We start from the raw sequence: 13574 nt of genomic DNA on the forward strand, positions 1-13574 counted from the left end.
TGTACCTGCATGCTTCTCCCTACTGTGACACAGATTACCACACACCAGACCCCCTTAAGATGAGAGCAATCCATCAAACCAACTATCGCATAAGAAGTTAAATCAAAGCTGAGAGCAGACTGAATTGAAACTGAGAGTTGTTCAATCTGAACACACTCGCTATTCGTTGAGATACGTGATATACTGTACAGACTATTAAATGAAAAGGCCTTGCATAGATGTAGAAGCAGAGTGCAGATGAGCAACAACAGCAAGAATAATGGAACCAACCACAACCGCCGCGTAAAAAAACCCACTGACCGCTATCGTTCTCCCAATAGCAAAGGGCGTGCCTCTACGGAAGATGAACGTCTATTGCGCCGACCAACGCAACCACTCTTTCATCCCCATGAGGTTCCCTCACAAGAGCATATCAAACAAGAGGAGCACGCGCTTGAGCGTGCGATGCATTTCGACTTTACGATTACGGACCCCTGGCGCGTTTTCCGTATTATGAGCGAATTTGTGGAGGGCTTTGATGCACTGGCCCACATTCCACCGTCAGTTGCTATCTTTGGCTCCGCTCGTACCAAACCCAATGACCCGTCCTACGCAGCCGCCATCAAAACAGCAGAGCTCCTGGCCAGAGCTGGCTTTGGGATCATCACGGGCGGCGGGCCCGGTGTCATGGAGGCAGCCAACAAAGGGGCTCAGCAGGGGGATAATGTCTCTATTGGTTGTAATATTGAGCTCCCATTTGAGCAATCACCCAATCCATATCTGGATCTTTCATTGGATTTCTGCTACTTTTTTGTGCGCAAAACCATGTTTATTAAATACTCCAATGCCTTTATCATTTTCCCTGGTGGCTTTGGAACCATGGATGAGCTGTTTGAGGCCCTGACACTGATTCAGACTCAAAAGGTAAGTAATTTCCCGGTTATTCTCTATGATTCCCAATACTGGGGTGGTCTGATCGATTGGATCAACAACACCATGCTCAAAAAAGGGAATATCTCAGAGGCCGATGCTGCTCTCCTTCGCGTCTCCGATGATCCAGAGGAGATCTGCAAGCTGGTCTGCGATGCCTATCATGAGAGTTATCTCCAGGAACGCGAAAATCCGAAACTACATCGAGAAAAGTCGATTAGATAGCCAGTCCGGAGCGCGGAAAGAGACGCCCTCCTGGACACGACATACTATGTTTTTTCGTGTATGAGAGAGGAAATCAAGTAGGGCGCCTCCTTCCTAAACGTGGAGCTCCGCTCTGTGAGCCCCTCCATAGGCAAACGAGAACTTGAGCCATGGAGGGGCTCACAGAGCGTAAAGGGACCATAGGAAAGAGACAAGCAACTTTCCCTACTTGAAGGTTCATTATACTCTTCTTCATGCATGGAGCAATATAACAAGTAGGGAATGTCGCTTGTCTCCTTCCTCAATTGTGGAGCTTCGCAATGGTCGCCCCTCCATAGCTCCATTGGACACAATGCCATGGAGGGGCTCACAGAGCGGAATGGGACCATAGGAAAGAGACAAGCAACTTTCCCTACTTGAAGGAACATTATACTCTTCTTCATGCATGGAGCAATATAACAAGTAGGGAATGTCGCTTGTCTCCTTCCTCAATTGTGGAGCTTCGCAATGGTCGCCCCTCCATAGCTCCATTGGACACAATGCCATGGAGGGGCTCACAGAGCGGAATGGGACCATAGGAAAGAGACAAGCAACTTTCCCTACTTGAAGGTTCATGATATATGTTTTCGTTCACAATATGACAAGACAAGTAGGGAAGGTCGCTTGTCTCCTTCCACCATCGTCAAGCTCCACCAATGGTCGCCCCTCCATAACCCAACGAGAACTTGAGCCATGGAGGGGCTCACACAACGGGGCTGGACGAGAGGAAAGAGACAAGCAACTTTCCCTACTTGAAAGTGTATCATATATTTTTTCATGCACAGAGCAGCAAGACAAGTAGGGCGTCTCCTTCCTCAATCGCGAAGCTCCACTATGCCAGCCCCTCCATAGCCTTTGTTCCCATTAAGCCATGGAGGGGCTCACACAACGGAGCCGGACCAGAGGAAAGAGACGCCCTACTTTACATTGTATGATATGCAAAATCGTCTATATTCGACCAGGCTCAACAACACCTAATAGATAGATGAGCCACACAGACTACAGAAACGGCGATTCGCCTGCTCGCGACCACAATGGGGGCAGAAGATTGTCTTAGCCTGATCAGTGGCCTCATTATGGGGACCATAGCCATTACTCTTCCCATTACGTGGTGCGGAACCTGGCACATGAGGGTAATTGCCGTCCAGAATGGCTCGATACTCACGGCTCTCACACCAGTTAACGCTCTCACGAGCACGTACAACCGTCAGAGGATGGCTCACAGAAGTGACCATTAAGAGACGATAGAGCCGGTCAAGGGCATTAATATCAATCTCCTCATACAGGTCGGCCTGCTTCAGAAACTCTTTCGTATCCATCTGATCTCGCTGCATCAGGGTTCCACCGGCCAACTTCATCATGACAGAGACCATTACGTCAGCATCTTGCACAACAAGAGCCGCCGATCGGTCGGCAGTAAACTCTGACTTGCGATCCCATTCCAGGAAGGCAATCTCAAGCGAACGACCAACAACACGTCCCAGACCCAACGTCATATCCCCCAGGATACTTAGCAGGACCCCAATGCTACGCGCCATCGTCTTGTAAAGCACATGCCCGGCCTTAATATGCCCCAATTCGTGAGCGATGACGGCTAGCACCTCATCATCACTCAGCAGGTCCACGAGGCCACTGTGCAGGACGATATAGGGATGATCATGGCCGCTTGTGTAGGCATTGACCATTGGCATCTGAGCAATATAGAGCTCCGGCTCTGGAACGTCGATGATAGCACAGGCCTCCTGCAATAAGCTATACAATCTGGGGCACTGCCTGGAGCTTACACGAATGCTCTGAGCAATATTCTGAATGTAGGCAATGCGTTCGGGAAGAATCTCGAGAAATTTGCGAACGGCGATATCAAATCCTGGCACCTTCTGTAAGGCTGTAAGGGCTGCGCGATCGTATGGATGTTGGAGCGCAATGGGATCAATACCAGGGAAACGTTGACGCTCCTTCGGCTGGACAGTGGACATAAATAGCTCCTTGTCGTTGCCACTAGAGGGGTATTCACTGTTTTTATGTAAATTGTATCTATGCACGATATGAGTAGTTCACAGTTCTTCCTATTATACACTGCCTAAACGACTTATGCACACTTTATATAGCCAATTTTCGTTACCGGAGAGAGGATTATCCACCAGAGACGAAAAGAGACGAAAAATTCCCTCTTCAGGGACATGCAGAATTGCCGCGCAAATGGTACAATAGATCAGGTTTGTTGTCACTATTGTAATCAAACCAAACGTTAAAGAAGAGAGCGCTGCAAAGCACTCTACTCATACGCGTCTCAGAAAAAGAGGAATAGCCTCGCTAACAGGCTGTGCCTCGCTCAGGCATGTTCTCAATTACAGAAGGGATATGCAGAAGGGATATAGATATGGAACTTGGTCTCGTTGGTCTTGGTCGTATGGGCGCTTATATGGCAAAACGGTTGCTACGAAATGGGCATACCGTTGTAGGCTATGCTCGCCGCACGACGACCGTTCAGGGGGCATTACAGGATGGCGCAATCACTCGGGGTTCTTCTTCTTTAGAAGATCTGGTAAAACAGCTTGCCCAGCCTCGCGTCATCTGGCTCATGGTACCCGCAGCCTCGGTGGATGCAACACTTCACGATCTCTTGCCTTTTCTTTCACCCGATGACGTGGTGATCGACGGCGGCAATTCATATTATCATGATGATATTCGTCGCGCAAAGATGCTGAAAGAGCATCAGATTCACTATTTGGATGTGGGAACGAGCGGTGGAGTATGGGGACTTGAGCGCGGTTACTGCCAGATGATTGGCGGTGAGGATGAGATTGTAAAGCGTCTTGATCCCATCTTCTCAACGTTAGCCCCAGGCATCCAGGCTGCGTCTCGCACTGAAGGGCGTGAGAAGATCACCACTGGAACAGCGGAGCAGGGGTACCTCCATTGTGGTCCTCATGGTGCTGGCCACTTTGTGAAGATGGTTCACAATGGCATCGAGTATGGTGTGATGGCTGCCTATGCTGAGGGCTTGAATATTCTGCGCCATGCCAATATTGGCCTGAATACTCAGACGGTGGATGCCGAGACGGCTCCTCTCAGCAACCCTGAATACTACCAGTACGATTTCAATCTGACCGATATAACCGAGCTCTGGCGCCGTGGTAGCGTTATCGGATCATGGTTGCTCGACCTGACTGCCCATGCAATGTTGCAGAGCCCAACCCTGGAGAACTTCAAGGGCCGCGTGGCTGACTCCGGCGAAGGTCGCTGGACCATTGCCGCTGCCATTGACGAAGGCGTGCCAGCTCACGTTCTGACAGCCGCTCTCTATGAGCGCTTTAGCTCGCGCAATCAGGATGAGTTCGCGAATAAGGTGCTGTCCGCCATGCGCTTCCAGTTTGGTGGTCACGTAGAGACGGAAGAGACACATAAGATCGATAAAAATACACCTGAAGGTTAGTTAGCTCACCTTCTCAGGAAAAAGAAACAGGTGCCGAGGATGGTTTATTCTCATCCTCGGCACCTGTTTCTTTTCCTGCTCAGATCACTCTTCTGAAGATAAGAGGGTGAACTCCTTGCATCAACGTTTACTCAGGCGCCTGCTTCATTGGCAATGATCGATCAGATGTTTGTGGTCAATTAGCGGACGTCAAGCTGATCTGGTGTTACTTCATACTCTTTCGTGACGCCCTGGATACGGGCTTTGATCACGACAAGGCTTCCCAGCTGGCGAACAACAACGGCGGGAACTGGCATACGCACATTCCCGTCACGATAGCGCCAGGTGACTAATTGATGGGACTGAAAACCACTCTGGTCAATGACGTCAGGTGACACACTCATGAGACTGCTCCTTAGGAAACTTAAAAATGATTGCGAATGGAAGACAACGATCGTGTCTGAAAAATGACGAAGCCTGTGATTGGTGAGGAACAGACCTGCTACCTTCATTGGTGCAAGAGGGTTGACTCGACTTCCGAAGCTGAGCGCCCTCAAAGCGGTTGCGCTCTCTCGGGGTGCAAGCAGGCAGTCATTGCGTGCTCGCATTGGATCTCTATTGTATGTGTGCTCTAGTTTAGTGTTTTCATAGTTCATACCATCTATGAAAACACTTTGAGACGTCTCGTTATTTCTTCCTTGCTCTGCCATACACTATAGCAGATCATAACACAGAATGCTACCTGCTTAATGGCATAATTGAATATTGATAGCAAGATGAGAGATAAGAGAAGGCTGTCATGGCGGAGGTTAATGGTGGTGGAATGAGGTTTTTTTGTCTCTTTTCCCTATTAAGTAATGTAAAGTAGGGAAAGCCGCTTGTCTCTTTCCTCTCGTCCGGCTCCGTTGTGTGAGCCCCTCCATGGCTCAATGGGAACAGAGGCTATGGAGGGGCTGGCATTGCGGAGCTTCACGATTGTGGAAGGAGACAAGCGACCTTCCCTACTTGTTTTATCACATCGAAGTATTTTTCGCATATAAAAACATGTAAAGTAGGGAAAGTCGCTTGTCTCTTTCCTCTCGTCCTGCTCCGTTGTGTGGGCCCCTCCATGGCTCAATGGGACGATGAGCTATGGAGGGGCTCACATCATGCAGCTTCACATTGAGGAAGGAGATGGGCAAACCTTATCGAGACTGTACGGGCTGGCGTGGAGCCTCTTCCGGTTTCACGAGGGGCAGCGAATCGGCAACATAGGTGATGATTCGAGCTCGTCGCTGGAACGTGAGATAGGCCCATGCCCATTGCAGCATCACAATGATACGATTCGAGAAACCAATCAGATAAACGACATGCACGCCCAGCCACATGATCCAGCCTAAGAAACCGGTGATGTGCAGGAAGCCCAGATCCACAATGCCGTAAGCGCGTCCCACTGTAGCCATATACCCTTTATTTTTATAGCGGAAGGGGGCTGGCTGCTTCGTGCTTTGTACACGCTCTTTGATTGACTTCGCAACGTACCGGCCCTCTTGCATGGCTACAGGTGCCACGCCTGGCAGGGGCTTACCATCTTGAGTGGCACTGGCCGTATCGCCAATGACATAGATCTCTGGATGTCCTGGCAGGGTGAGATCCTCCTGAACTTTGACGCGACCCGCCCGGTCAACTTCGCCCTGCAACCAGGTACCTGCTGGTGAGGCCTGCACACCTGCCGTCCAGATGACCGTGTGAGCCGGAATACGCTGTCCAGCCGCGATCACACCATGCTCGTCAATGGCTTCTAGTGCCGTATTTAAACGGACATCGACTCCCAGGTGGGTCAGTTCTTTCACCACTTTACGGCCCAGGCTCTCGGGGAAGGTTCCCAGAATGCGTGGGAGGGCTTCGACAAGAATAATACGAGCCATCGATGTATCGATATGGCGAAATTCTGAGGCCAGTGTCTTATGGGCAACTTCAGCAATAGCCCCGGCCATCTCGACGCCCGTAGGACCTCCACCAACGACAATAAAGGTGAGCAGCTCTTGAATACGCTCTGGATCTGTCTCCAGTTCAGCTGTCTCAAACGCTTGCAGGATCTTCCGACGAATGCCGCGTGCATCGTCAAGCGATTTAAGGCCTGGAGCCAGTGGACGCCATTCTTTCGCGTGCCCGAAATAGTTTTCGTGCGCGCCTGTCGCAACAATCAGATAATCATAAGAGAGAGAGAGATCATCCATCAGGACATGACGTCCCTCGACATCAATACCTGTAACTTCATCCATAATAACAGAAATGTTTTTATATTTCCGCAACACATGACGAATCGGAACGCTAATATCCGCAGGGGAGAGGCCAGCTGTGGCTACTTGATAGAGAAGCGGCTGAAAAAGATGATGATTAGTCCGGTCAATAACAGTCACGCGAACAGGTGCATTCCCTAACGCTCTGGCCGCCTGTAAACCTCCAAAGCCTGCGCCAATAATGACTACATGAGGAAGCTTTGCTAATTGCTCTTTAGATAAAGAAGATGCGTTTGTTTTCATACTGTGACAGTCTTTCCAGATACCTATTTGTCTACTGATAATCCCATAAGATCCCAGACATCTTCGTTCAAAGGACGGGTACAGACAGTATCTTATTATTCAGTCCGTCATGGCAGCCATATTGCTCATCCAATTGCGCTATTCTCTACTTGTCACAGGAAAGTAATTAGCGCCTGCCAGCTGACTTTTCTTCCCTCTATTATGAGGCGAATGCTCCATAAATGCAACCCGATGTTTAATGATTCTGGCCACTATAATAACATTTGCATAAAAAATAATGGGAGCTGAGACCGTTGATGGAGTCACAAGGGGTCCCGACGGCCATCATGAGGGGGAACATGGTGGGGTGGCTCACCCTCGCCCATCATAAGGGAGGAACATGGTGGGGTGGCTCACCCTCGCCCATCATAAGGGAGGAACATGGTGGGGTGGCTCACCCTCGCCCATCATAAGGGAGGAACATGGTGGGGGTGGCTCACCCTCGCCCATCATAAGGGAGGAACATGGTGGGGTGGCTCACCCTCGCCCATCATAAGGGAGGAACATGGTATGGTGGCTCACCACGGCCATCATAAGGGAGGAACATGGTGGGGTGGCTCACCCTCGCCCATCATGAGGGAGGAACATGGTGGGGGTGGCTCACCCTCGCCCATCATAAAGGAGGAACATGGTGGGATGGCTCACCCTCGCCCATCATAAGGGAGGAACATGGTATGGTGGCTCACCCTCGCCCATCATAAGGGAGGAACATGGTATGGTGGCTCACCCTCGCCCATCATAAGGGAGGAACATGGTATGGTGGCTCACCCTCGCCCATCATAAGGGAGGAACATGGTATGGTGGCTCACCACGGCCATCATGAATGATGGGCCCCACATGTTTAGGCGATAAATCGCCCTTTATACGCAATTTATTCCACAATGGTAGATGAGGGGTATGGGATTGAAGGGGACGTTTTACCGCCATCATGATGGGATGGGTCTCTTAAAGAATGTATGTTGTTCGCAAAAACGGAGGTTTACATTCTTTGCAATAATCGATAATGACCAAAATAATCCGCGTCCATCATGCAATAACGCAATATGAGCGATTTATCGCATAAACATGTAGGGCCCATCATTCATGATGGCCGCGGGGACCCACTCCACCATGTTCCACCCTCACCTCATCCCCAATGGCCTCATCATGTAATAACGCAATATGAGCGATTTATCGCCTAAACATGTAGGGTCCATCATTTATGATGGCCGCGGGGACCCACTCCACCATGTTCCACCCTCACCCCATCATCCCCAATGGCCTCATCATGTAATAACGCAATACGAGCGATTTATCGCATAAACATGTGGGGCCCATCATTCATGATGGCCGTTTACTGTTGGGTTAATTGAATTTTGATGTTATCTGCGTTGGTTGGGAGCTGGCTGGTCCCAAAGGGGAGATGGATTGAGACGGAGCTTATGCCAGGTTGAGACTTTAAATAGGCCTGGGCCGCCGCAACGCTCCCTCCTTTGATGGGATCAATCCAGCGGCTCATCTGCTGCTGACTGAGGGTGTAGATCCAGGTTCCTTTGATGGAGACATTGAGATAGATGACACCATCCTTTACCTGGGCAACGGTGGGTGCGCTGGTGATCGCTGGTCGGATAAAGACATGGTAATGTTGACCCAGGGTCTGGTCTGCCTTCTGTTGCAGGATCTGACCGGCCAGCTGTTCTACCAGCGCTCGATTGTAGACGGAGGCGGTCCCGACGATTTTGACGGTGACCTGGACTTGATCACCTGCATCGTTGACGGCAAGGCTTGAACTGACCTGAGTGTCAAATGCAGGGGTGCCAGCGATGAGTTCATCCCCGCTCAACTGTTTTTGAATCTGTTGAATGATCTGCTGTTGAAGCTTGCCAGACTGGGCGTTCTGGACGGCATCCAGGTCGGATTGCTGCACCACATGGGTGCTCTGTGCATCGATTCCGCCAATAAAGGGTAAAGAATTCTTGACGCTGACCGCATTATTGGCACAGCAGGTTCCATCTAAAGCATGGGCCGCGATATTGCCAATGGCTCCCCCGGCAATTGCCACGACGGCTGCGGATGCGCTCTGGTGAGGGGCCAGCGTCTGGCCCTGCAAAACGAGAAAATGGACGCCAGTCGCACTTTTAAGGTCTAGATTGGCTGGGATCTGAACGTCTGCATTGCTTGTATTGGTGAGCTCAATCGTCCCATGCGCCTGAACGGCTGGCGTGGTCTTGATGCCAGTGGCTGGTACAGTGGTGGTACTATCGACCGCTCCTTTGATCGTATGGGATGGGATGCTGTGGGTCGTGGGATCGGGCATCTTCACCTGCTGAGAAGCGGTGAGCAGATATTTATCCTGAAGATCCTGGCTCTGTGCGGTAATGTAGACGGTTGCCACAGGCGATGCGCCAATGATGGGGACGCTGGCCGGAAAGATACTGACGCCGAGGGCGCGAGGAACAATTAATAAGGCCAGTAAAATAGTGGTGACCAATAAGATCAGTAAGAACCAGAGTTGGAACGGCAAACGTCTTTTGCGACGTCTAAGCGTGAGTGGATCTTCGGTGATGCGGGGCCGCATGCGCATGGTGGTGTTCTCGCCAGTGACTCGCGGGCGCTCTTGCCATTCCTGCACGACCGGCGAAGGGCCTGACTGATTGAGATGACCACTCTTGCGCACGACGACAGGCATGCTGAGCGGTTTCGCCAGATCCTCTGAGCGCAGAGGATAGGTCTTTCGACTTCCAGGTAGGATGGTGGAGGAACGCATAGGGGCTGCCGGTTCGATCCGCTCGATCAGGGTCTCGTCGGGCCCCTCCATGGCATCCATAAAGGCGGCTCGGAGGTCGGCTACGCTCTGATAGCGATCTTCCGCCCGCTTGGCCATGGCGATGCGCACGACATCACCCAGTTCAGGTGGGATCGAGGCATCGTGCTCGCAGGGTGATGGAATGGGATCGTACAGATGCTTCTGGATGACACGGACATCGTCTGGATCGTTATACGGCAGCTCGCCTGTCAGCATCTGGAAGAGGAGGACTCCAAGCGCGTAGATGTCGGTCAGGGGCGTCACAATTCCACGCGTCTGTTCAGGGGCCATATAGTGAGGAGTGCCAGGAACCTGTTCCAGAGGAATGGGCTTCCCTGCTTGCGAAGGATCGTTCTGCCGCATGGTCCGCACCAGCCCAAAGTCGGCCAGGTAGACGTAGGGAGCTGCATTACGGCGCAGCTCCAACAGGACATTGGAAGATTTAATATCGCGATGGATCAGGCCGTTCTCATGAGCATACTCGACGGCATCTAAGAGCTGCTGATACATCGCAGAGACTTCCCCAAGGTCGGGCAGGCTCCGCCGAAGATAGCTGGTCAGCGTCCCTCCATCGATAAAAGGCATGACGAGATAGAGAATGCCCTGCTCGTCGCCAAATTCGATTAAGGGTAAGATATGCGGATGATGCAGACGCGCAATCGTTCTGGCTTCGCGCGCAAAACGCCTCCGCATATCTTTATCTTTTGCATAATCGCCTAGAATGACCTTGATCGCAACACGACGATCGAAGGCCGTACGCTGACGACCTTCGTAGACCGCACCCATGCCGCCAACTCTGATGCGTCTGATCACATCGTAGTTGCCGAGCTGCTTGCCCTCTAGAGACAGCATGCCTGCTTCTATCCTTTCAAGCTTTCGCTTACGATCAGCCCTTGGCCCCCGAGATAGACCCGTCAGATTGACTGGCGGGCGTCCCCTGGGCGCTCGCGGTGGAGACGCCGGTTGGCTGGGAGGTCGGAGTGCCGGAGAGACCCGGCACTTTCTGAATAGAGAGGGTCATCTGCCCCAGGTCGGTTGGTAAGGAGCTACCGTTCATGTCGATCTTGGCATCGGCGACCCCTTTGCGAGCTTTGAGCAGGGTTCTGGCGTCGGCGACGCTCTTGCCCGCAATAGCTGCCAGGAGATCATGCTGCTGAGCCTCGGTAAACTGATAGGACCAGAGCCCTTTGGCATTGATCAACAGAGGGATATTGTCTTTCGTTCCCCCATCTGGCATAGATGCCTGTGTGATGACATTTCCCTGTAAGACATAGCCTGCACCCAGATCGGTGGTGGCTTTTGTCTTTAAGAGCTGCGTAACCATGTTGAGCGCTCCGGCCTGATCAATCGCAATGGCCGAGCAGGTCTGCGAGACTGCGATATTGGCGTCGGTGACGTTTGGATCACCCACGACTTTATCGCTCTTTACTAATGGGGTGTCGCAGTGAATATCCCCTACCAGTTGCTCATTTGATTTGACCTGAGCCTTTACTCCCGCCTGTGCATCGCTCAACAATTTGTCGTTGACGGTCTTCACAAATCCATTGATATCGCTCTGCTGCAAGAAGGTGTAATTCTGTGGATCTTGCCCTCCGACAAAGGCAGATGGATTGGCAACAAAGATATTACCGCTTACAGAACAGCAAGCGCCATTCAATGATCCAGCCTGAATATTCCCGCCCGCTCCTGGATTAGCCGCATGTGCAAGTCCAGACGCACTTCCAGGAGGTCCATTTGGTGGATTATTATTGTGTGGAACAGTTACAGGACTATCCAGGGTTACTACAACACCATTCGCGTTTTTGAACGTGTTACCTGCTCCAACAGTAAAATCGGTTGTGAACGAGGAGTTGGTAAAGACAAGCGTGCCAGAGGCTCTTACTCCATCGGTCTGTTTCTGTCCTGTCGCTTTGACGTCTTTTTTCTGTTCGGGAGTAGTGAAGGTAATCTGATGGAGGCCAATCTCGCGCTGGTCGGCTTTGGGCGTGCCAGTGACGGCATGCAGTTGATAGCTATCCTGTACGACTTTGCTATCGGGTGTGATTGAGACTGTTGCCGGTGAGGCCACCATCGGCAGGATATTAGCCACCCCTGTGCTCCGCGCCACGTTCTGGAAGGAGTCTGGAGCCGCCAGGGCGTAGGCGATCGTACCAAAGACAAGCGTCAATAAAAGCAGCAGGATTGCAATTAAGAGGAGGCGTCGACCAGAACGACGTCCACCGCCGCCTCTGGTTGCGGTTCCTCTTGCTGGTGGAGGATTGCCGATATTGCTATGACTCGCACCACGATTGCTGCGATTGGCTGCGGCTGCGGCTCCTGCTCCCAGAGCCGCTCCACCCAGGATAGCGCCTCCAGCTACGGCCCCACGCCGATTTGCTCCACGATTGGATAGGCTGCCAGCCTCTAAAGGCACCGCGGCTGGAATTGCACCGCTCTGCTGATCTGGATTGAGCTTGAGAGTGGCGCGCCCACGTTTGTTTGAGGGCAATTGGATAATATCTGGTGCATCTTCTTCTTCAAACTCATCGTCCTCTACCTCAGGATCAATTGGAGGTGGCCCTCCCGCAGACGCCCGTTGTGGTAGAGGTTGAATGCTTCTGGTGGGCTCTTCCTCATCGTAGTCCTCAAAGGGTGTTGCCGGTGGAGGAAGCTGATCAAAGTCATCGTCGTGGTCAATCTCGAGCGGCGGCTGGCTCTGTGCCCCATGGGAGCGCAGGGCTTCATCGGCAAGTGCACCTCCTGCCAGTCCAGCTGCGGCACCAGCTGCCGCGCCTGCGCCAAAGTTTCCACTACGGCGCGATTGCAGTTGCGCTGGTCGGGCCGGTGGATCGAGATCCTCGTCGTCCTCCTCAAAGGTCTGCTGCTGCCAGCGCGATTGCATTGGCTGAGCAGGCAATGATTGTGAGACACGTGGCGTTTTCGGTGGAATGACAGCCAGTGGTTGCGTTCCTGCACCGCCAACGATGGGAGGCTGAGGAGTATCGGAGAACTCATGCTCAGCCATTGCAGCACCTGCTGCTCCACGAGCTTTTTGTCCAAAGGGCCAGAACCCCTTTTTGGGCTCGGCATCGGCCAGGCGCTCATCCTCTTGAATCGAGCCTGCAAAACTGTCAAGAGAGGAGAAGACCTGGAAGCGGCGCTGACGCGCATAGTCGGCGGGGCCGGTGCCGCTGGTTCGTGGGATCACAAACACAATCTCGGCCTGCAATTTCCGACGCAGGCTCTTGAGGTCATCAAAATCTTGTGGACGTTGAAAAGCCTTGTTCTGACTGGGCAAAACCACCGCCACCTGCTGACGACCAAGTTTCTCTTGCGTTAAAATAGCCGCCAGGACACTTTTTCGGTCATCGCTAGGAGCAACCTCAATAATACCTATTTTTGCTCCGCGGGGGTCGGTCTTCCCAAATCCCGGCAGTTCCGTGCCATTACCCTGTCTCATCGTCGCGTTCCTCAAATCCCTAAGCAAAATCTTTTTAAAGCGTCGATCGTCGCCTATGGGGATTATTTTACACTATACGGTCGAATTCTAAAAGATCCAAAAGAGCAAATAATAAATAATTGCTATAGATTATAAGCTTTTGCATCCAAAACACGATGCACTTTTTACCCGAAGATCAATCTTGTCATCCAAAAAGAAGCTAACTATCGCGATCAGGCT

At 51.8% G+C, this 13574-nt stretch carries 7 protein-coding genes; 2 read left to right on the forward strand and 5 right to left on the reverse strand.

Translation table 11 applies throughout. The features are described from left to right. Window positions 1–237: 237 nt before the first annotated feature. Window positions 238–1134 (forward strand): LOG family protein, encoded by an 897-nt coding sequence (locus EL628_RS13845; protein WP_126580525.1) that lies wholly within the window; start codon window positions 238–240, stop codon window positions 1132–1134. A gap of 992 nt (window positions 1135–2126) precedes the next feature. Here the strand turns inward: EL628_RS13845 and EL628_RS13850 are convergent. Continuing rightward, window positions 2127–3128, reverse strand: coding sequence for a M48 family metallopeptidase (locus tag EL628_RS13850; RefSeq protein ID WP_126580526.1), 1002 nt, complete (start codon window positions 3126–3128; stop codon window positions 2127–2129). 404 nt (window positions 3129–3532) lie between these two features. Between EL628_RS13850 and gnd the strand changes: the two genes are divergently transcribed. Next, window positions 3533–4588 carry a phosphogluconate dehydrogenase (NAD(+)-dependent, decarboxylating) gene (gnd, locus tag EL628_RS13855; protein ID WP_126580527.1) on the forward strand — a complete coding sequence of 352 codons (1056 nt, stop codon included), beginning with the start codon at window positions 3533–3535 and terminating at the stop codon, window positions 4586–4588. Between the two features lie 179 nt (window positions 4589–4767). On the opposite strand, the gene EL628_RS13860 is transcribed toward gnd, so the two are convergent. The 4 genes from EL628_RS13860 to EL628_RS13875 all read right to left on the reverse strand — a co-directional run bounded on the left by EL628_RS13860 (window position 4768) and on the right by EL628_RS13875 (window position 13355). Further along, window positions 4768–4971 (reverse strand): hypothetical protein, encoded by a 204-nt coding sequence (locus tag EL628_RS13860; protein ID WP_126580528.1) that lies wholly within the window; start codon window positions 4969–4971, stop codon window positions 4768–4770. A 780-nt stretch (window positions 4972–5751) separates the two neighbouring features. After that, complete coding sequence (locus tag EL628_RS13865) at window positions 5752–7092, reverse strand: NAD(P)/FAD-dependent oxidoreductase (RefSeq protein ID WP_126580529.1); 1341 nt, start codon at window positions 7090–7092, stop codon at window positions 5752–5754. Between the two features lie 1372 nt (window positions 7093–8464). After that, on the reverse strand, window positions 8465–10768 hold the full coding sequence (locus EL628_RS13870) for a serine/threonine protein kinase (protein ID WP_126580530.1): 2304 nt from the start codon (window positions 10766–10768) through the stop codon (window positions 8465–8467). 34 nt (window positions 10769–10802) lie between these two features. Continuing rightward, window positions 10803–13355: a hypothetical protein gene (locus EL628_RS13875; RefSeq protein WP_126580531.1), complete on the reverse strand. Its 2553-nt coding sequence runs from the start codon at window positions 13353–13355 to the stop codon at window positions 10803–10805. Window positions 13356–13574 lie beyond the last annotated feature (219 nt).

Origin of the sequence: Tengunoibacter tsumagoiensis, from assembly GCF_003967535.1 — a bacterium.
GTDB classification, from domain to species: domain Bacteria; phylum Chloroflexota; class Ktedonobacteria; order Ktedonobacterales; family Ktedonobacteraceae; genus Tengunoibacter; species Tengunoibacter tsumagoiensis.